Source organism: Mycobacterium florentinum, from assembly GCF_010730355.1.
In the GTDB taxonomy this organism is placed as follows: domain Bacteria; phylum Actinomycetota; class Actinomycetes; order Mycobacteriales; family Mycobacteriaceae; genus Mycobacterium; species Mycobacterium florentinum.
Map to the genome: position 1 here is coordinate 4933597 of NZ_AP022576.1, position 19534 is coordinate 4953130.

Here is a 19534-nt window from a genome sequence, read left to right on the forward strand (position 1 = left end):
GGTTACGGCAGGGGGTAGGCAGCGGTGCTGTCGCCGGTGAAGTCGATTGCCGAGTACTCGTTGAGCTTCGAAAGCCGGTGGTAGGCCTCGATCATGCGGATGGTGCCCGACTTGGACCGCATCACGATCGACTGGGTGGTGCAGCCGCCGGGGGAGTACCGGACGCCCTTGAGCAGATCGCCGTCGGTGACCCCGGTGGCGCAGAAGAAGACGTTGTCACCGGACACCAGATCTTCGGTGGTCAGGATCTGGTCCAGGTCGTAGCCGGCGTCGAGCGCCTTGCGGCGTTCGGCGTCGTCGCGCGGCGCCAGTTGCGCCTGGATGGCCCCGCCCATGCAGCGGATCGCCGCGGCGGCGATGATCCCCTCCGGGGTGCCGCCGATGCCGGCCAGCATGTCGGTGCCCGATTGGGGCCGGCAGGCCGAGATCGCGCCGGCGACGTCGCCGTCGGTGATCAGCCGGATGCGGGCACCGGTGGCGCGGGTGTCCTCGATGAGCTGGCTGTGCCTCGGCCGATCCAGGATGCACACGGTCATGTCTCGCACCGACAGGTCTTTCACCTTGGCGACCGCGCGGATGTTGTCGGCGATCGGCGCGGTGATGTCGAGCACGTGCGCGGCCTCGGGCCCGACGGCGATCTTGTTCATGTAGAACACCGCCGACGGGTCGAACATCGCGCCGCGATCGGCCACCGCCAGCACGGAGATGGCGTTGGGCATGCCCTTGCTCATCAGCGTGGTGCCATCCACCGGGTCGACGGCGAAGTCGCAGTCCGGGCCGTCGCCGTTGCCGACCTCCTCGCCGTTGTAGAGCATCGGCGCCTCGTCTTTTTCGCCCTCGCCGATGACGACGACCCCGCGCATGGAGACCGAATTGACCAGTTCACGTATCGCGTCGACTGCCGCGCCGTCGCCGCCTTCCTTGTCGCCACGGCCCACCCAGCGGCCGGCGGCCATCGCGCCGGCCTCGGTGACCCGGACCAGCTCCAGAGCTAGGTTGCGGTCTGGAGCCTCGCGGCGCGAGCCGACCTGGGGGTCGGAGCCTGCAGTCGCGGTCGAAGACGAACCGGATCCGGCCGATGCTGTCATGGTTGCTGATTCTCCCAGAAGCTGATCGGTCTGCTGGATCTGGGCTGTGGCTGTTGACGGCGGGCTGGGATACTCGTGGGGTGACCGAGGAGCAGCCCGACGCCGACCAGGCCGGTGAACCGGTACCGGCGGCCAGGCCGGCCAAACCGCGGTTGCTGCAGGACGGCCGCGACATGTTCTGGTCGCTGGCGCCGCTGGTTATCGGATGCATCCTGCTGGCCGGGATGGTCGGGATGTGTTCCTTTCGGCCGACCGGGGCGAACAAGGGCACGATTCCGTCGTACGACGCGGCGACGGCCCTGCGCGCGGACGCCCAGACGCTGGGGTTTCCCATCCGGCTGCCGCAGCTGCCGGCGGGCTGGCAGCCCAACTCCGGCGGCCGCAGCGGCATCGAGAATGGGCGGACGTCGAATGGTCAGCGGCTCGGCGCGGCCACCTCGACGGTGGGATACATCGGCCCGACGGGCATGTACCTGAGCCTCACGCAGAGCAACGCCGACGAGGACAAGCTGGTCGGCTCGATCCATCCGTCGGCGTACCCGACCGGAACGGTCGACGTCGCGGGGACGAACTGGGTCATCTATCGCGGTTCCGGTGACAGTGGTGCCGATGCCGAGCCGGTCTGGACCACCAGGCTGACCAGCCCGGGCGGAGCCGCCCAGATCGCGATCACGGGTGCCGGAACCACCGATCAGTTCCGTACGCTGGCAACGGCGACGCAGTCGCAGGCGCCGCTGCCGACCAGCCGATAGGAGCGACTCGCGTGACAGCACCCGAAGCCGACTTGTCCGGATGGGTGGCGGCACCGTTCACCGGTGGCGGCTACACCCACGACGTCTATCGCAAGGGCACCGGCCCCGGGGTGGTGGTGATTCCCGAGATACCCGGCGCCCATCCCGGGGTGCTCGGCCTGGGTAATCACCTGGTGGACAACGGATTCACGGTTGCCATCCCGTCGCTGTTCGGGGTGGCCGGCAAGGCGAAGACGGTCGGATACACGACGGGCGTCATCGCGCGGGCTTGTGTGGCAAAGGAATTCGCCGCGTTCGCGACGAACAAGCAGCGGCCGGTGTCGTTGTTCCTGCGTGCGCTGGCCCGTGACCTCAAGGCATCGACGGGGGCCAAGGGCGTCGGCGTGATCGGCCAGTGCTTCACCGGCGGCTTCGCGCTGGCCGCGGCGGTCGACGACAGTGTGCTGGCGCCGGTGCTCAGCCAGCCGTCGGTACCGTTGCCGCTCGGTCTGACTCGGCGCAGCGACACCGGGCTCAGTGAGTCCGAGCTGGCCACGATCGCCGAGCGTGCCGCGAACGAAGGCCTGTGCGCCATGGGCTTGCGATTCAGCGAGGACTGGATGTCGCCGCGCGACCGATTCACCGCGCTCAAGGAACGCCTGGGCGACGCGTTCGAGGTGATCGAGATCGACTCGCGGCCGGGCAACGAACACGGCTTCACCAAGATGGCGCACTCGGTGCTCACCGACGAGGTCCGTGAACTCGACGGTCAGCCTGCTTACGAGGCCCGCAAGCGAGTCGTCGAATTCCTCACTGAGCGGCTGACTTAACGTCGGCGGCCGCCTTCCGGCGGGGCAGCCAGCCGCGGCGCGCGGGTGCGTCTTCGTCGGGGTTCACCAGCTCGACGCCCTGGTAGACCGCCAGGTAGACGTCGAGGGTCGTGACGATCAGGATCATCAGCACCGGCCCGATCACGATGCCCCACGGGCCGAACATTGCGATACCGGCGAACACCGACAGCAGCATCAGCGCCGAATTCAGCCGGGCGTCCCGTGGCACCAGGAACGGGCGGAGGAAGTTGTCGATGTTGGTGACCACCAGCAGGTGCCACAGGATGACGAACGCACCGCCGAAGATGTTGCCGTAGAAGATCATTCCGATGCCGAACGGAATTGTCACGATGCCGCCGCCCAGCGGGATGATCGACAGCGCCGTGAGCAGAATCGCGAAAATGAAGAAGCCGTGGTGGAATCCGGCGATGTAGATCGACCCCGCACCCGCGACACCTTGGCACAACGCGATGACGAACTGGCCGAACACGGTGCCGCGCACCATCGCGCCGGTCTTCTTCAGGTACAGATCCGTGACTTCCTCGCCCAGCGGGTTGAGCTGACCGATCAGCGTGCGCAACTTCTCCCGGTGTACCAGCAGCGCGAGAAACACATAGAGAAAAATGATCCCGTAAGTGATGGCACCGAAGACGCTTCCCGCCGCGCCCTGCAAGGTTTGCAACAGCCACTGACCGACATTCTGTGCGCCGGTGACCATCGCCTTTCGCAGCATTTCCGCATTAATCGTGATGTGCAGGAAGGGAACTCGGGCCACTAGGTCGTTGACGATGTGCAGGACTTTGTCGCCGAGCCCGCTCAGGTCGGTGTTCTTGACCCATCCGGAAATGCTGTCGACCATGCGCGAGATCTGGACGACGGCCAAGGCGATGAACAGGCCGACCGGCACAATGACCATCGCCAGCGCCGACAACAGGGTAAAGGTTGCCGACAGGCCGGTGCCCAGCCGCTTGTTGAACCAATTGAACAGGGGCGTGAACAAATACGCACCGACCGCGGCCACCACGATCAGCACAAAATAGTCGCGCAGGAAATACGCGCCGAACGCCAGCGCGATGAGCGTGAAAACCGCGAGGGCGCGTTTCTGAGTGAGCGTGAATTCAGTGTTCATAACGCCCTCCGCGTCGCCGTTGAGCTGAACCTTAGCCCCAGGCGGCGCTATTGGGCAGAGTGCGGTTTGCGCTTGGCGGCGGCCTTGGCCGTCTCGGCCTGCCTCTTCATCTGGCCGAACATGTCCACGTAGTAGGACAGGCACTCGGTTAACGCCTTCTCGGTGGTGAACAGCGGCTGGTAACCGAGGTCGCGGGAGGCCTTGGCGACCGAGAAGAAGTTGTCCAGGTACAGCCGCTCGACCGCCAGCGGCTCCAGCAGCGGCGCGGGAATTCCGAACCGGAAGTGCATCCGCTGCCAGCCGGTCATGGCCGCCCGCACGACGGGCCCGTTGACCCGGATCCGCGGCCAGGGCTGCCCGCAGGCCTCCACCACCGGCCGCGCGAACTCGAACATGTTGATCGGCTCGTCGTCGTTGATGAAGTACGCCTGACCCGGCGCGGTGCCGCCGGGCACCAGATGCTGGGCGGCCAGGATGAAGCCGTGAATCAGGTTGTGCACGTAGGAGTTATCCAGCCGGGCCGACTTGCGGCCGATCAGAACCTTGACGTGGCCGGCGATCACGCTCTCGAACAGCTTCCGGAACATCGTCTGGTCGCCGCGGCCCCAGATGCCGCTGGGCCGGATCGCACACGTCAGCATCCCGTCAACGCCGTTCTGGGACAACACGTATCGCTCGGCGACCACCTTGGTCTCGGTGTAGAGGTCGTTGAATCTAGTGGTGTAGGGCAGCGTTTCGTCGCCGCCGGCGATGGTCTGGCCGCCCATCACCACGCTGTTGGATGACGTGTAGACGAATCGCTGCAGGCCGGCCGCGCGCCCGGCCTCCGCCAGATTCTCGGTGCCGCCGACGTTGATCGCAAAGCTGCGCTGACGGTATTCGTCGGTCACCGACGCCCCACCCAGCAGCTCGATGATCGCCGCGGTGTGAAAGACGGTGTCGATGCCGGCCACCGCCTGCGCGCAGACGTCCTTGTCGGTGATGTCGCCCTGCAGCACCTCCAGCTGTGAGTGCGGGGCGAGCGGCGACGGCGCGCGGTCGAAGGAACGCACCGAATATCCGCGGTCGAGCAAGGTGGTCACCAGGTTGGCGCCGACGAATCCGGAGCCCCCGGTGACCAGGACGCGGCCCAGTTCGGTTGTCAGTGCTGCATCACCCATGCCGGACAGCATAACTGAAACACGTTCCAGTTTTGCAAAAATCACCGAATTCGTTTTGCATAGATGGTTCGATTTAAGCCTCGTCGCCTTGCCCGGCTGCCAGTGCATCCTCTACTCGCTTGCGGGCGCCAGCTAAGTGTTCTTCACATCGTTTTGCCAGCTGTTCGCCTCTTTCCCACAGCTTCAGCGATGCGTCGAGGTCCAGCCCGCCTTGCTCCAACAGGCGCACGACCTCGATCAGCTCGTCGCGACAGGCTTCGTAACCGAGTTGACTAATGGGCGTAGCCGAGTCGGCCCCATCGCCGTCGTTGTCAGTGACCATCGGTCAGCCCCTCACTCAACGCCGCTACGGCACCGTCGGAAACCCGCACCCGCAGCCGGGTGCCGGCCGGTGCGTCGTCGACCGAGCGCAGCACCCGCGGCGCGTCGGAGGATCCGGTGGCCGGAACCGCCTGCACCACCGCGTACCCCCGTGCCAAGGTCGCCGCCGGGCCCAGCGTAGCCAGCCGTGCGGACAGGTGGCCGACGCGCTCGGATTCGGCGGCGACCAGCCGGGTGATGTCACGGCGCACCGCCGAGCGGGCGCGGTGGATCTCCTCGGCGCGCGCAGTCAGTGCCGTCAGCGGCTCGGCCAGCACCGGGCGGCTGCGCAACTGGGTCAGCGCGCGCTGTTCGCGAGTCACCCAATTGCGCAGTGCCTGAGCACTGCGCCGGCGCATGTCCTGTATTCCTCGCTGCTCGGCGGCGGTGTCCGGGACCACCCTCTTGGCCGCATCGGTCGGGGTGGCCGCGCGCAGGTCCGCGACCAGATCACACAGCGGGTTGTCGGGTTCGTGGCCGACCGCGCTGATCACCGGGGTGCGGCAGGCCGCGATCGCGCGGCACAGCGTCTCGTCGGAGAACGGCAGCAGGTCCTCGACGCTGCCGCCGCCGCGGGCCAGCACGATGACGTCGACGTCCTGGTCGCGGTCGAGTTCGCGTAACGCCTCGACGATCTGGGCGACCGCGTTGGGTCCCTGGACGGCGGTGTTGCGCACCGCGAACCGGACCGCAGGCCAGCGGGTGCCGGCCACCGTCGTCACGTCGCGCTCGGCGGCACTCGCCCTGCCGGTGATCAGCCCAATCATGTTTGGCAGGAAGGGGATTGGCCGTTTGAGCCTCGGGTCGAAGAGGCCTTCGGCATCGAGCAGCCGGCGCAGCCGGTCGATGCGGGCCAGCAGTTCGCCGACGCCGACGGCGCGAATCTCACTGAGCCGCAACGAGAATGTGCCGCGCCCGGTGTAGAACGAGGGCTTGCCGCAGACCACCACCTGCGTGCCCTCGACCAACTTCACCGGCGCGTTCAGTACCAGGTCGCGCGGGCACGTCACGGTCAGTGACATGTCGGCGGCCGGGTCGCGCAGCACCATGAACACGGTCTTGGAATCGGCCCGAACGTTGACCTGGGCCAATTGTCCTTCCACCCAGACGGTTCCGAGCTTGTCGATCCAGCCCGCCACCCGGATCGCGACGGCGCGAACCGGGAACGGGTTCTCGGCCGAGTTCGCTTCCGAATTTGCCGCTCGGGTCACTTCGCGGTCGCGCGGGTGATCCTGTTGGCCAGCAACGTCTGAAACGGTGCCCGGGCCTTCGTGGCCTGCTCGTAGGCCAGCAGATCCTCCAGCTCGTCGACGCTGAGCGACTGCACCCGGGCCCGCAGCTGGGCCAGCGTCAGCGCCGGGTAGTCGAGCTCGGCTGCCACCGACGGCTCCGGAACCGATTTCTTGGACGTTGGCTTGCTCGGGGCGCCGGCGTCTATCGCGGCCTCGGCCACCGAGTACAACGCGAAGCGCCCCTCGGCCCGGCGATCGCCCCCGGCGCCGTCCGGCAACTCGGCGAAACCGCCGTCGATGGCGACTTCGGAGTCCTCGTCGAACGTCGCCCATTCCGGCTTTTCATCCCTGGGCGGAAAGATCGATTCCAGGGTGGAGTCGCCCTTGTTCACCAGCTCTGCCAGATTCTGCTGAAATCGCATCACGATGTGCGCCGCCTGACTGACCACCGTCATCGGGTACATCAGGATCGTCTTCGGCAGTCTGATGGTCTCCTCGACGGCGACCGTCGCCGCGCCGACCAGTAGCCGAACTCCATACGGTGCAGAAGCCATGGGTCCAAGATTGCCCTAAGCAACGGCTAACTCCAAGCCCGGCACCGCGAGCTGGCAGGCCCGTGTCGGCAGAACGTACGCTGGAGCCCATGGCGCCGACCGTCGACATGGGAATTCCCGGCGCATCCAGCTCGGTAGCCAACGATCCGGCCCGCAAGCGGGTGCTGCTGGCCGAGCCGCGTGGCTACTGCGCGGGTGTGGACCGGGCCGTCGAGACGGTCGAGCGCGCCCTGCAGAAGCACGGCGCCCCGGTGTACGTCCGGCATGAGATCGTGCACAACCGGCACGTCGTCGACACCCTGCAAAAGGCCGGCGCGGTTTTCGTCGAGGAGACCGATCAGGTCCCCGAGGGCGCCATCGTGGTGTTCTCCGCGCACGGCGTCGCGCCGACGGTGCACGCTGCCGCCGCCGAACGCAACCTGCACACCATCGACGCCACCTGCCCGCTGGTCACCAAGGTGCACAACGAGGCGCGGCGCTTCGCCCGCAACGACTTCGACATCCTGCTGATCGGCCACGAGGGCCACGAGGAGGTCGTCGGCACCGCCGGGGAGGCGCCCGACCACGTGCAGCTGGTCGATGGGGTCGCCTCGGTCGACAACGTGACGATTCGTGACGAGAACAAGGTGGTGTGGCTCTCGCAGACCACGCTGTCCGTCGACGAGACCATGGAGATCGTCGAGCGGCTGCGGCAGCGGTTCCCCAAGCTGCAGGATCCGCCCAGCGACGACATTTGCTATGCGACCCAGAACCGGCAGGTCGCGGTCAAGGCGATGGCACCGGAGTGCGAGCTGGTGATCGTCGTCGGGTCCCGCAATTCGTCGAACTCGGTGCGGCTGGTGGAAGTGGCGCTGGGTGGCGGGGCCACGGCCGCCTACCTCGTCGACTGGGCCGACGACATCGACCCGGCCTGGCTCGACGGCGTCACGACGGTGGGCGTCACCTCCGGAGCATCGGTCCCCGAGGTGCTGGTGCGTGGCGTGCTCGAGCGTCTCGCCGAATGCGGCTTCGACATCGTGCAACCGGTGTCGACGGCCCAGGAGACGCTGGTGTTCGCGCTGCCCCGCGAGATCCGGTCGCTGCTTTAGGCGCGCCGGGAGTCGGGTCGCCTACGACCTAGGCGTCGTACTCCCAGGAGTCGGCCGGGGGATGTTCCTGAGAACGACCGTTCGTCCGCGGCCGGTTGCGGCGATCCCCGCGCGGCTCACCCCGGCGCTCGTCTGCCGGGCCCGATCCGCGGTAACGGACCTGCGAGATCGGGTGGTGCGTCGGGTTGGCGCCGGTCCTGCCGTTGGGTGCGGCCTGACGCCGCCGCTGTTCCGGCGCGGGCTGGTAGGACTCGTAGGGCTCATAGGACGGGTAGCGGCCGAACGGCTCCGACGAGACGGGCGGTCCGTAGCGGTCGTAGTCCTCGTAGCGGCCGCCGCGAGCAGCCGGGCGTTCGTAGGGGTTGCGCCGGCGCGGGTCGCGACGGCCTTCCCGCTGCGACTGTCCGCGCCCGTCGGGATCGCCATCCGGTCGCGGACGCCGCCGCGAGGGCCGGCGTGCTGGGTCGGCGGGGTCGTAGTCGCGCGGCGGGGTCTGGCGCCGCCGGCGCGGCCGCTCGGCCGTCGGGTCGTACTCCTCCTCCGGCGAGGGGCGCGCGTGCCGGGACCGGCTTCGGGTCGAACCCGTGGCGGGCCGGCCGCTGCGCGCCGTTCGGCTGCTTTGGGCCGAGCCTCTCGAGTGGCTGCGCGGCGAATCGGTGGCCTCTTCTTCGTCGGCCTCGTCGTCGGAGGACGCGACGCCCAGCAGCGAGTTCAGTTTCGAGCTGATTGCGCGGAAGAAGGGCGATTTCTCCGCAACCGTGGCGCTGGGGGTCGCGGCGTCGTCAGCCGCGCCGGCAGTGGCCGGCCGCTGCGACATGCCCAAGTACCACCGGATCAGGCCGATCAGCAGGACGCCGCCGGCGGCGCCCAGCATCAGCGGGAAACGTTCGATGAGCGGATAGCCGCAGTTGATCAGCAGGTCCTTGACGCTGCCGATCTTGCCGCCGTGGAACAGCCAGTAGGCGCCGGGCACCGCGCAGAACAGGATCAGTGGCGGCTGGATGACGGCGGTGAACAGGCCTTCCTGGCGTACCGCCAGCACGGCCACCACGCAGCCCGCTATATAGAGGCCGGCGAAGATACCGGTCAGCTCCTTGTGGCCGGCTCCGGAGTCGATGCCATACCCGATGGCAGTCGCGGTCACGGCGATGAGCAAGGCTATCCACGACGGCACACCCGGGATGCCGGGGTAGATCGAGCGATGGGCAGCTTCTGCTGCCGAGGTTCCCCGCTGCGCTGACACATGTAGACCGTACCGGCAATGGGCGAAAACGCCCGTAAATACCTTGTTAGGGATGCCGGGCGTGCCACGGGCTTGCCCAGGAAAGGAGCCGCTGGCGACCTGGCCGTGGCGCGGAGCCCTAAACTTGGTTCCCCGTGAGCCTGAGCCTGGGAATCGTGGGCCTGCCGAACGTGGGCAAGTCGACCCTGTTTAACGCCCTGACCCGCAACAACGTGGTCGCGGCCAACTATCCGTTCGCGACGATCGAACCGAACGAGGGCGTCGTCGCGCTGCCCGATCCGCGACTCGACAAGCTGGCCGAGATGTTCGATTCCGAGAAGATCGTGCCGGCGCCTGTGACATTCGTCGACATCGCCGGGATCGTGAAGGGCGCCTCCGAGGGTGCCGGGCTGGGCAACAAGTTTCTGGCCAACATCCGCGAGTGTGACGCGATCTGTCAGGTGGTGCGGGTGTTCGCCGACGACGACGTCGTGCACGTCGACGGCAAGGTCGATCCGGGTTCCGACATCGAGGTGATCGAGACCGAGCTGATCCTCGCCGACATGCAGACCCTGGAGAAGGCCGTCCCGCGGCTGGAGAAGGAAGCCCGCAACAACAAGGAGCGCAAGCCCGTGCACGAGGCGGCCGTCGCCGCCGAGGCCGTGCTGAACTCGGGCAAGACCCTCTTCGCCGCCGGGGTCGATGCGTCGCTGCTGCGCGAGCTGAACCTGATGACCACCAAGCCGTTTCTGTATGTGTTCAACGCCGACGAGGCCGTGCTCACCGACGATGCCCGCAAGGCCGAGCTGCGCGCGATGGTCGCACCCGCCGACGCGGTGTTCCTCGACGCGAAGATCGAATCCGAACTGGTCGAACTCGACGACGAGTCGGCCGCCGAGCTGCTGGAGTCCATCGGGCAGACCGAGCGCGGCCTGGATGCGTTGGCGCGGGCCGGTTTTCACACCCTGAAGCTGCAGACCTATCTGACGGCGGGCCCAAAAGAGTCGCGCGCGTGGGTGATTCATCAGGGCGATACCGCGCCCAAGGCCGCTGGGGTGATCCACACCGATTTCGAGAAGGGCTTCATCAAAGCCGAAATCGTGTCCTACGACGACTTGATCGACGCCGGGTCGATCGCGGCGGCCAAGGCGGCCGGCAAGGTCCGGATGGAAGGCAAGGACTACGTGATGGCCGACGGCGACGTCGTCGAATTCCGGTTCAACGTCTAGACCCGAGCGCTGACGGCGCGATTTTCGTCCATAGGGACAACGCTCGACGCGCAATAGTTGTCATAGGGCGTGGCTAGGGTCCTGGTCATGAAGTTCATTTCGACTCGCCTCATCACGGCAGATGTCAATCGGCTCGTTGCCTTCTACGAGACGGTCACCGAAACGGCCGCGGTCTGGGGGAACGAACTGTTCGCCGAGATCCCGACCGCACTCGGAACGCTGGCCATCGGAAGCGACAAGACCGTGCCGTTGTTCGGAGCCGGTTCTGCCGAGGCGGCAGCCAACCGCAGCGCGATCCTGGAATTCATCGTCGAGGATGTGGACGCCGAATATGAGCGGCTCAGGGGGAGCGTCGGCGAGATCGTCACCGCGCCAACGACAATGCCGTGGGGTAATCGTGCGCTGCTGTTTCGCGACCCGGATGGAAACCTGGTCAATCTGTTCACTCCGGTGACGGACGAGGCGCGCGCGAAGTTCGGGCTGTGAGGATCCGACCGACGGTTATTGCGACTGGTCCGCAGAGAAGATTTCGATCGGCCGCGCGAGCGCGAACATCACCAACGGGATTTGACGGCCGGTCGACCGCTGATAGGTGAGGTACGGGGGATACAGGTGGGTCATATACGTCCACACCTGGTGGCGTTCCTCGCCTTCGGGTTTCCGCCACGTCGCCTCGAATGCTTGGGTCGCGATCTGCACACCGATTGTCTTGCTCGCCAAGATATTCAAGTACCACTCCGGATGCGTGTCGGCACCGCCCTTGGATGCGACGACCACGATCTCGCCGCCGAAGTTGCCGTAGATCAGCGGCCTGATATAGACCTTCCCCGACTTGCGACCCACACATTTGATCAAGCAGTGCGTGGTCAGCGCGCGGCCCCCGACCGCGCTCACGTCCATGATGTGGCCCCGCGTGCCACCGGAGGCCAGATAGGTCTCGAGGTGGTCGTTGACCCAGTTGCCTCGCGCTGCTCGGATCGCTGCGGCTTCGGCGTCGCCCATCGGTGACTCCTGAACGTAGACGGGGCGAAGGTGATTGGACCGAACCTGCGTCGCTGACTTCGCCGGGCGCAATCATGTAACCATGCGCCGCCAAGTTCGGCGGCGACGTGGTGGAGTTTCACTTCGACAGCTAGCGGCGCACACTGGTGCATCCACCGGAAAGCGAGAGTCGCGATGCATGACGACGACGTGCGGGATGCGCTGCGGCGCCACTGGGCGGCCTCCGACACCAACGACTTCGACGCCGAGCACGAGATCTACCGAGATGATGCGGTACTCGAATATCCGCAATCGGGCGAGCGTATCCGTGGTCGACAGAACATCCAGGCGTCGCGCGCCGCGCAGCCGAACTCGAAGCGATTCACCGTGCGACGGCTACTGGGTGGCGGCGATCTCTGGATCAGCGAACTCGTCCTCACCTACGACGGGCAACCGTTCTACGTCGTGAGCGTCATGGAATTCGAAGACGGGGAAGTGGTCCGCGAGACCCAGTACTTCGGTGAAGCGTTCGAGCCGGGACCATCGCGCGCTCAGTTCGTCGAGCACTAGCGGTGACGGCTCCGGCCGACCATTGTTAGGAGATGGTGACGGCAAAGCACACGAAGGCGTGGGTTCGGCTGTTGGCGGGGGGCGGGCTGGCCTTGTCGGTGTTGGGCCTGGCCGACGGTGTCGCGCCGGCTACCCCGGCTCCCGCGCCCACCAACCACTGGTGCCCCGGTCAGCAATGGGATCCGGCCTGGGGGACCAACTATCACTGGGACTGGAATCAGTGCCACGACTGGCAAGGTCCCGCGCCGGCGGGCTGGGGTCCCTGGGGGCCTCCGCCGCCGTGGGCGCCGCCGGCCCCGCCGCCACCGGCATGGGCGCCGCAAGCTCACCTGATGTGGAACCCGACCACCGGCGTGTGGGGATTCTTCAATAACGGAATATGGACGCCGGTCTAGCCGAACGCCGGCACGAAGGGAAATCGGACATGGGTGGTGTCCCCAGCCGTAAGGCACGCCTCGCCCACGCGGCGCAGCATGCCGACTTGTGGAACGCGGGCAAGAAGGACGAGTGGGTGGCATCGTGGCGGACCATTTGCCCGGGCGAGGTTCGCATGTTCGACCCGGTCGGTACGGCGGAGAAGCACGGCTTCGAGGCCGCGACGTCGGATGCGTTCGACATGTTCCAGTCGATCCTCAAGATCAAGATGATCACCGTGCAGGTGAACGGCAACGAGATGGCGTGGGTGCGAGAACCACTTCGGTACCGAACCCAACGTCCAAATGGCTTACAGCATCGAGACATTCGCCTGGGACGACGATGGCAACCTGCTGATCAAGACGTACTACCCGCTGCCGGAATCGGTCGACGCCGGCAGCGATCCCTACGCGCATCTGCTCGGGAACCAGCCGTAAACCAGACGGTAGGGTCGCCGCATGCCGCTGCACTACGTCGACCCGACCAAGGAGTACGGCCGCTGGTATCGGGCGCTGGAGCGCTTCGGCCGCTCGCGGGCCGGTGGCTTCATGGCGCGCCGTCTCTTCTGGCACATCGATCCGTGGCTGTACCGCGCGACGGGTGGGCGCTACCCGGCCATCCTGGGCGGGCTGTCGTCGGCCCCGTTGATCAGTACGGGCGCTAAATCGGGTCAACCGCGCGAGCATCAACTCGCCTACTTCCACGATGGGCCCGACGCGATCGTGGTCGCCTCCTATCTGGGGCAGCCAAAGAATCCGCAGTGGTACCACAACCTGAAGGCGCATCCCGCATGCCGATTCGGCGACGAGGACTTCGTCGCGGTGGAGGTCACCGATCCCGACGACTACGAGCGCCTCTACGCCCTGGCCGAGCATGTCTGCGTCAACTATGGCGATTACCGCGCCAAGGCCGCTGCCCTCGGGCGACGGATTCCGGTCTTCCGCCTCCAGCCCGCGCCAACCCGATAACGCCTGGCCAAGCCGGCTCAGCAGTTCCGTTTCTGGAAATATGCGTTGTCGTGACTTATTTGCTGTAAGTGCGGCCCACGCCATTAATTAATTGACACGTGACGCGCACCACAAATTTTGGCTTGCTAACTATCTTGTTGCTAGTGTCCCTCGGCATGATTGTTCTTGCATCGTTGATGTCGCTGATCAATCAGGTATCCGGGACGCCCTATATTGTGGGTGGAGATTCTCCCGCCGGTACCGATTGTTCGGGGCTGGTCTCGTGGGTTGTCAATGCGGCAACCGACAGGCCGGTTTACGGAAACCGATTTAATACTGGAAATGAAGAATCCGCGCTATTGGCGCGGGGCTTTCAATATGGCACGGCTCCCAATGCGTTGGTTGTCGGCTGGAACGGTGGCCACACGGCAGTGACCCTGCCGGACGGCACCCCGGTGTCCAGCGGCGAGCGTGGTGGGGTGCACATCGGTGGTGCGGGTGCTTACCAGCGCGGATTCACGCACCACATGTTCCTCCCGATGCCTGTGGACGGTGACGGCGCCCCAATGGGGCTGCCGGGTCTACCGCCTCCGCCGGACGCACCGCCTCCGCCGCCGGACGCACCGCCGGTGTTGGTTGGTGCCGTCGCGCCCGACATGCCGGCTCCGCCGGCCCCGGAATTGCCGCCTCCGCCGGCCCCGGAGTTGCCGCCTCCGCCGGCCCCGGAGTTGCCGCCTCCGCCGGCCCCGGAATTGCCGCCTCCCGGCAATCCTGGAATTCCAAGTTGATAAAGAATCGGATTGCGCAAGCGTTATCTTATTTCGCGGAAAGAACCGCGACGCGGATCACCCTGATCGCATTACGCTCTTGGCATCAGTGAAGTAGTCGATAAAACCACATCGATGTGGGCTGCGTCACATTTGTCTGACTGCCGCGCAAATCCGATTGGCGTCGAAGCAATGCAAAGTCCGCCTAGAAGTCCATTAAGACATCTAGGCGGACTTTGCTGTTACTTGACACAGCGGCCACACAGACCCGAAATGCCACTCCCGCCACAGCGTGCACCCTGGCGGCTCCGGCCGCGCGTATATCCTGGCGCTGCCCGTCCAGGATGGGCAGGCAAGCGCATAGGGAGCTGCGAGCACGAGCGGGGACCGCAATGATCTTCATCGTCGTCAAGTTCGAAACCAAGCCCGATTGGAGCGACCGCTGGCCGGACCTGGTTGCCTCGTTCACCGCGGCCACCCGCGCCGAAGCGGGCAACCTGTGGTTCGAGTGGTCGCGCAGCCTGGAGAACCCGGCGGAGTACGTCTTGGTCGAGGCGTTTCGCGACGGTGACGCCGGCGGCGTCCACGTCAACAGCGATCACTTCAAGCAGGCGATGCAGGAACTGCCGCAGGCGCTGAAGTCCACGCCCAAGATCATCAGTCAGACGATCGACGCGACCGGCTGGTCGGAAATGGGGGAGATGTCGGTCAACTAGCCGACAGCGACTTCGATTTCGTTGCCGAGCTGATATCCGGGCGCCAGCGGAAGCGTGTCGCCACTCCAGAACGAGCCCGGGTCAAAGTAATTCGAATACTTCTCGGTGCTGAGCACTCCCATTTCCTCGTACGTGATTGCCACCGTCTCGGCGCAGTACGCCGTTTCCAGGCCCATGCGTTGGCGTTCCTTGCGCCGCTGCGTCGACTCTCGAACCTTTTTGTCTACGAAGGGGATTCCCCTGGTCCAGTCGTAAACGGTCGGGAGCCGGCCACGAAACCATCGTCCGGTCAGGCGTGCGGTGGTCGGAAACGCGGTGCCGTCCATCCGCGCGATCACCCGCAGCAGTTTGTCCTCCTGCTCACGGGTGGGATGCGGCGTCAGCTGGCGCAGCCAGCACCGCTGGTGGTAGCGCTCGTTCCACTGCAGGACCGCATGGTGTAGATCGTTGAGCTGCACGCCACGATGGTTGGTGCCGGTCCACAGGCCCACCAGCTTGTCGCCGAGTTCGGCGTGCCAGATCAGCGGCGGCAGGTCGTCGATGGCCACGGTCATACCGACGTGGTTCACCGGACTGTTCGTCAAGGTCTGTATCGCGCGGTCGGGTCCCGAACCGCCGCGGAAAAGCCAAAGATCGCCCGTCCGAGTCTCGTTCAGCGCCTGGTCAAGGGTGAGCATGGGTTTTATGACCTCGCCAGCACTTCACGCGCGACAGCGCGCGCACTGGCGGCCGCCGGATAGCCCGCGTAGCCGGTCATGTGGTAGATGACCTCGCTGATTTCGTCGATGGTCAGCCCGTTGCGCACCGCGATGGGGAAATGGGCCTTCAGTTCCTCGGTGGCCCGCAGCGCGATCAGCGCGCCCAGGGTTACCAGGCTGCGCGAGCGGCGGTCCAATCCGGTCCGCGTCCACAGCGATCCGAAGACATGATCGAGGCCCAGCTCGAGCAGTTCGCCGGCAACGCCGTCGTCACGCAGGGCGGTGGCGTTGTCGGGGACCAGGCCGGGCAGCATCTCCCGCAACACTTCCAGTCCCTGAGCGCGCGCATCGGTCATCGAGTCATCACCTTTCATAGGGGTTTACGGGAGATCTGGTAGTCGATGTAGCCGTCCCAGTCCTCGATGCGACGGCGCAACTCCTCGACCACTCGGGGATGAGTGGGCACGAAGAATCGGTTGTGCAGGATCGCATCGGCGACCAGATCGCCCACGGTTGCCGGGTCCAGCAGGTCGAACTGCTCGCCGGGAATGCGCAGCGGCGCACCCTCGCCGAAGGTGGGCACATCGGCCGCGATATTCGTCAGCACCGGTCCTGGGCACAGCAATGTGACGCCAATATTCTTGGGCCGCAAATAGATTGCCAGCCCCTCGCTGATCTGCACGATGGCGGCTTTGGTTGCCGCATAAGGCATTCGGTCATAGGAGTAGGTGAAGAGTCCGGCGAACGAGGCGGTGTTGACCAGATGTCCGCTGCCCTGTTCGAGCAGCAGTGGCAGAAACACCGCGTTGCTGCGGACCACCGACATCAGGTTGATGTCGAGGATGCGTTGCCACTCCGTGACGGGAATGTCTTGTGGCAGGCCGTTGGTCAGAACACCGACATTGTTGACCACTATGTCGACCCGGGCGAACCGCCGCAGCGTCGCGTCCCGAATACCTTCGAATGCTTCGGGATCCGACACGTCGGCGCGACGCGGTAAGACCCGCGATCCCAGTTCATCGGCGAGGGCCTGGATACCTTCGTCGTCACGATCGACCGCCACGATGTGGGCGCCCCGATCGGCCAGGGTGTAGGCGATGGCGCGGCCGATACCGCTGGCCGCTCCGGTGATGACGGCGACCTTGTCGCGAAGGGTGTCCATGGCGGTAATAGCGTGTCAAGTATGCGCAGCATTTGGAAGTGGATCGGCCTGGCCGGCGTCGCCGGTGTCGTCGCCGGGGGTGCGCTGGTCGTGCGCGATCAACGCAAACGTCGCGCCTACACCCCCGACGAGATCCGCTCGAGGCTCCATCAGCGGCTGGCGGAATCCGACGCCCGGTGACCGCCTGCCGCCGTCGACGCCGCGACACTTAAACAGTTGCGACGACACGCCGCCGCGGGCCGCAATGGATTAAGTTTCGCGGGTCAACCATTCGTTCGCCGGCTCGCACCGCCGACTAGTTCGGTTCGAACTCCACCGCGAACAGGCGATAGGTACCCGAAAAGCCCTTCAGCTCGACGTCGCGGCCCTCGTCGAAACAGATGTCGTCACAATCGGTGAGCGCGTCTCGCACCGGTTTGCTCACCAAGATCTCGCCGCCGACGGCTTGGGCCGCGACCCGCGCCGCCATCGCGACGTTGCGCCCGAACAGGTCGTCGCCGCGGCGTACCGAGCGGCCCATGTGAATGCCGATCCGCACCCGAATCTCCTCGTGCCGCTTGCGTTTTGCGTCGCGGCGCAGTTCGTACTGCAGGTCGATGCCACAGCGCACCGCCTGTTCGGCCCGGGCGAAGGCGATCATGAAGCCGTCGCCCTGGCTCTTGACGACGTGGCCGGACCGGCGCTTCACCAGCTCGGAGACCAGCTTGTCGTGCGAGCTGATCAGCCGGACCCAGGCGCGGTCGCCGATCCGCTCGTTGAGCGCGGTGGACTCTTCGATGTCGGAGAACAGGATCACCACCCGGCCGTCGGGCGTCACCCGGGCCAGGTCGGGCCGTTCGACCTCGGCCCAGTCGGCGAGGTCTTCGATGCTGCTGCGCACCGCGGCGCCGAAGCCCTCCTTGAGCATCACGTTGGCGGTGTTCCACACCGTTTTGACGGCCCCGCGGCCTCCGGATATCAGCCGATTGCGCGCGTCCGCACGTTGCCTTAACTCCTCGGCCTCCTCGCGGCTACGAACAAGCAACCTCCAGATCACACCGAGTGCGCAGGCTTCGACCACGGCGACGCCGGTCAGGACGTAGACCGCGATATGCAGTGCATCACCCACGTCACGCATCCTTGCAAAGCACGCGATGGCTTCCGGTTGTCGGCCCTATCAGCAGTGTCTAGGGTTGAGTGCGATCACCCCCGGGTAGTGCATCTCAAGTGAACCGATCCGGTGACTTTTGGGAGGTTCGATCTTGGCCGACGACGGTGGCGATTCGTCGAACCTGCTGGTGATCTTCGGAATTACCGGCGATCTGGCCCGCAAGATGACGTTTCGGGCGTTGTATCGGCTCGAGCGCCGCAACTTGCTGGACTGCCCGATCCTGGGTGTGGCGAGCGACGACATGAGTGTCGAGGAGTTGATCGAGCGGGCCCGCGGAGCGATCAACGACGCCGGGGAGAAGATCGACGACGAGGTGTTCGATCGGCTGGCGAATCGGTTGGACTACGTTCACGGCGACGTCACCGACCGCGATCTCTACCACCGGCTCGCCGAGATTATCGGTTCGGACTACCGCCCGCTGTACTACCTCGAGATGCCGCCCGCGTTGTTCGCGCCGATCGTCGAGGGTCTGGCGCGCGAGGGCCTGGTGGAACGCGCACGGGTCGCGGTGGAAAAGCCGTTCGGCCATGACTTGGAGTCCGCGCGCGACCTGAACAACCGGTTGCATGCCGTGCTGGAGGAAGACCAGATCCTGCGGGTGGACCACTTCCTGGGCAAGCAGCCCGTGGTGGAACTCGAATGCCTCCGATTCGCCAACCAGGCCCTGGCCGCGCTGTGGGACCGCCAGAGCGTGTCGGAGATCCAGATCACGATGGCCGAGAATTTCGGCGTCGACGACCGCGGCCGGTTCTACGACAAGGTCGGCACCCTGCGCGACGTGGTGCAGAACCATCTGCTGCAGGTGCTCGCGATGGTGGCGATGGAACCACCGGTCGGCGGCAGCGCCGACGACCTCAACGACAAGAAGTCCGAGGTGTTCCGCGCGATGCCGCCGCTGGATCCCGAGCACTGCGTGCGGGGCCAGTACCGCGGCTACACCGACGTGCCCGGGGTGGCAAAGGAGTCGCAGACCGAAACCTTCATCGCGCTGCGTACCGAGATCGACAATTGGCGCTGGTCTGGCGTGCCGATCTTTTTGCGGTCCGGAAAGGCGCTGCCGGAGAAGGTCACCGAGGTTCGGCTGTTTCTGCGCCGCGTTCCGCAGTTGGGGTTCCTGCCGCACCGCAAGGCGGCCGAGCCGAACCAGATCGTTTTGCGCATCGACCCCGAGCCGGGCCTGCGGCTGCAGTTGTCGGCCCAGGTCGACGGTGAGTGGCACGACGTCCATCTGGACTCGTTGTTCGCCACCGACCTGGGCGAAGCCGAGGGGCCGTACGAGCTGCTGTTGCACGCCGCGTTGACCGGCGACCGACAGTTGTTCGCGCGGGAAGACAGCATCGAACAGACCTGGCGGATCGTCCAGCCGCTGCTCGACAAGCCGAGCGAAATCCACCCCTACGAGCCCGGGTCCTGGGGGCCCCGGGCCGCGCAGTCGCTAGTCCGCGGTCACCACCATTGGCGGGACCCGTGGTTCCCTCCAAAAACGCAGTCCGGACAGTAAGGAGA

At 65.9% G+C, this 19534-nt stretch carries 25 protein-coding genes; 13 read left to right on the forward strand and 12 right to left on the reverse strand.

Annotated features, from left to right (window positions below):
* Positions 1-2: 2 nt before the first annotated feature.
* Positions 3-1088, reverse strand: coding sequence for a class II fructose-bisphosphatase (glpX, locus tag G6N55_RS23475; protein ID WP_139826728.1), 1086 nt, complete (start codon positions 1086-1088; stop codon positions 3-5).
* Positions 1089-1168: 80 nt separating this feature from the next.
* Here glpX and G6N55_RS23480 point away from each other — a divergent pair, with 80 nt between their 5' ends.
* Entirely contained in the window at positions 1169-1840 is a 672-nt protein-coding gene (locus tag G6N55_RS23480; protein WP_085221162.1) for a DUF4245 domain-containing protein, read from the forward strand.
* Between the two features lie 11 nt (positions 1841-1851).
* Positions 1852-2649, forward strand: a complete 798-nt coding sequence (locus G6N55_RS23485; protein WP_085221161.1) for a dienelactone hydrolase family protein — start codon at positions 1852-1854, stop codon at positions 2647-2649.
* Here the strand turns inward: G6N55_RS23485 and G6N55_RS23490 are convergent.
* From G6N55_RS23490 to G6N55_RS23510, 5 genes are all read right to left on the reverse strand, one after another.
* Positions 2630-3778, reverse strand: a complete 1149-nt coding sequence (locus G6N55_RS23490; protein WP_085221160.1) for an AI-2E family transporter — start codon at positions 3776-3778, stop codon at positions 2630-2632. The genes G6N55_RS23485 and G6N55_RS23490 overlap by 20 nt on opposite strands.
* A 47-nt stretch (positions 3779-3825) precedes the next feature.
* Entirely contained in the window at positions 3826-4950 is a 1125-nt protein-coding gene (locus G6N55_RS23495) for a 3-beta-hydroxysteroid dehydrogenase (RefSeq protein WP_085221159.1), read from the reverse strand.
* A 61-nt stretch (positions 4951-5011) separates the two neighbouring features.
* Positions 5012-5260 (reverse strand): exodeoxyribonuclease VII small subunit, encoded by a 249-nt coding sequence (locus tag G6N55_RS23500; protein ID WP_085221158.1) that lies wholly within the window; start codon positions 5258-5260, stop codon positions 5012-5014.
* A complete protein-coding gene (gene xseA / locus G6N55_RS23505) occupies positions 5250-6509 on the reverse strand; it encodes an exodeoxyribonuclease VII large subunit (RefSeq protein ID WP_085221157.1) in 1260 nt (419 codons plus the stop codon). Before xseA ends, G6N55_RS23500 begins: the two co-directional genes overlap by 11 nt.
* Positions 6506-7084: a lipid droplet-associated protein gene (locus tag G6N55_RS23510; RefSeq protein ID WP_085221156.1), complete on the reverse strand. Its 579-nt coding sequence runs from the start codon at positions 7082-7084 to the stop codon at positions 6506-6508. Before G6N55_RS23510 ends, xseA begins: the two co-directional genes overlap by 4 nt.
* Positions 7085-7173: 89 nt before the next feature.
* Between G6N55_RS23510 and G6N55_RS23515 the strand changes: the two genes are divergently transcribed.
* Positions 7174-8172, forward strand: a complete 999-nt coding sequence (locus G6N55_RS23515) for a 4-hydroxy-3-methylbut-2-enyl diphosphate reductase (RefSeq protein ID WP_085221155.1) — start codon at positions 7174-7176, stop codon at positions 8170-8172.
* Between the two features lie 28 nt (positions 8173-8200).
* Here G6N55_RS23515 and G6N55_RS23520 read toward each other — a convergent pair whose 3' ends face one another.
* Complete coding sequence (locus tag G6N55_RS23520; protein ID WP_085221154.1) at positions 8201-9415, reverse strand: DUF6542 domain-containing protein; 1215 nt, start codon at positions 9413-9415, stop codon at positions 8201-8203.
* A gap of 134 nt (positions 9416-9549) precedes the next feature.
* Here G6N55_RS23520 and ychF point away from each other — a divergent pair, with 134 nt between their 5' ends.
* Both ychF and G6N55_RS23530 read left to right on the forward strand, forming a co-directional pair.
* Entirely contained in the window at positions 9550-10623 is a 1074-nt protein-coding gene (gene ychF / locus G6N55_RS23525; RefSeq protein WP_085221153.1) for a redox-regulated ATPase YchF, read from the forward strand.
* 87 nt (positions 10624-10710) lie between these two features.
* Positions 10711-11109 carry a VOC family protein gene (locus tag G6N55_RS23530; RefSeq protein WP_085221152.1) on the forward strand — a complete coding sequence of 133 codons (399 nt, stop codon included), beginning with the start codon at positions 10711-10713 and terminating at the stop codon, positions 11107-11109.
* Positions 11110-11124: 15 nt separating this feature from the next.
* Here the strand turns inward: G6N55_RS23530 and G6N55_RS23535 are convergent, their stop codons facing one another.
* On the reverse strand, positions 11125-11625 hold the full coding sequence (locus G6N55_RS23535; protein ID WP_085221151.1) for a nitroreductase/quinone reductase family protein: 501 nt from the start codon (positions 11623-11625) through the stop codon (positions 11125-11127).
* Positions 11626-11799: 174 nt separating this feature from the next.
* Between G6N55_RS23535 and G6N55_RS23540 the strand changes: the two genes are divergently transcribed.
* From G6N55_RS23540 to G6N55_RS23560, 6 genes are all read left to right on the forward strand, one after another.
* Positions 11800-12174, forward strand: a complete 375-nt coding sequence (locus G6N55_RS23540) for a nuclear transport factor 2 family protein (RefSeq protein ID WP_085221150.1) — start codon at positions 11800-11802, stop codon at positions 12172-12174.
* 32 nt (positions 12175-12206) lie between these two features.
* The gene (locus G6N55_RS23545) at positions 12207-12569 is read left to right on the forward strand and encodes a hypothetical protein (RefSeq protein WP_179968099.1); all 363 of its coding nucleotides are present in this window, start codon (positions 12207-12209) and stop codon (positions 12567-12569) included.
* A gap of 324 nt (positions 12570-12893) precedes the next feature.
* On the forward strand, positions 12894-13025 hold the full coding sequence (locus G6N55_RS30195; RefSeq protein ID WP_264001866.1) for a hypothetical protein: 132 nt from the start codon (positions 12894-12896) through the stop codon (positions 13023-13025).
* A gap of 21 nt (positions 13026-13046) precedes the next feature.
* On the forward strand, positions 13047-13556 hold the full coding sequence (locus G6N55_RS23550; protein WP_085221149.1) for a nitroreductase/quinone reductase family protein: 510 nt from the start codon (positions 13047-13049) through the stop codon (positions 13554-13556).
* 98 nt (positions 13557-13654) lie between these two features.
* A complete protein-coding gene (locus G6N55_RS23555) occupies positions 13655-14323 on the forward strand; it encodes a peptidoglycan endopeptidase (protein ID WP_372517598.1) in 669 nt (222 codons plus the stop codon).
* 371 nt (positions 14324-14694) lie between these two features.
* Entirely contained in the window at positions 14695-15018 is a 324-nt protein-coding gene (locus tag G6N55_RS23560; RefSeq protein WP_085221147.1) for a putative quinol monooxygenase, read from the forward strand.
* Here the strand turns inward: G6N55_RS23560 and G6N55_RS23565 are convergent.
* Genes G6N55_RS23565 through G6N55_RS23575 form a run of 3 tightly spaced genes read right to left on the reverse strand, consistent with a single transcriptional unit; the run spans position 15015 to position 16878 of the window.
* Positions 15015-15695, reverse strand: coding sequence for a guanylate cyclase (locus G6N55_RS23565; RefSeq protein WP_085221146.1), 681 nt, complete (start codon positions 15693-15695; stop codon positions 15015-15017). The two genes, G6N55_RS23560 and G6N55_RS23565, sit on opposite strands and share 4 nt — an antisense overlap.
* Positions 15696-15700: 5 nt before the next feature.
* Positions 15701-16072, reverse strand: coding sequence for a carboxymuconolactone decarboxylase family protein (locus G6N55_RS23570; RefSeq protein ID WP_085221272.1), 372 nt, complete (start codon positions 16070-16072; stop codon positions 15701-15703).
* Between the two features lie 14 nt (positions 16073-16086).
* Positions 16087-16878, reverse strand: a complete 792-nt coding sequence (locus G6N55_RS23575; protein ID WP_085221145.1) for an SDR family oxidoreductase — start codon at positions 16876-16878, stop codon at positions 16087-16089.
* A 21-nt stretch (positions 16879-16899) separates the two neighbouring features.
* Between G6N55_RS23575 and G6N55_RS29430 the strand changes: the two genes are divergently transcribed.
* Positions 16900-17058, forward strand: coding sequence for a hypothetical protein (locus G6N55_RS29430; RefSeq protein WP_169718482.1), 159 nt, complete (start codon positions 16900-16902; stop codon positions 17056-17058).
* Positions 17059-17173: 115 nt separating this feature from the next.
* Here G6N55_RS29430 and G6N55_RS23580 read toward each other — a convergent pair whose 3' ends face one another.
* Positions 17174-17995, reverse strand: coding sequence for an adenylate/guanylate cyclase domain-containing protein (locus G6N55_RS23580; protein WP_085221144.1), 822 nt, complete (start codon positions 17993-17995; stop codon positions 17174-17176).
* Between the two features lie 124 nt (positions 17996-18119).
* Between G6N55_RS23580 and G6N55_RS23585 the strand changes: the two genes are divergently transcribed.
* Positions 18120-19529: a glucose-6-phosphate dehydrogenase gene (locus tag G6N55_RS23585; RefSeq protein WP_085221143.1), complete on the forward strand. Its 1410-nt coding sequence runs from the start codon at positions 18120-18122 to the stop codon at positions 19527-19529.
* Positions 19530-19534 lie beyond the last annotated feature (5 nt).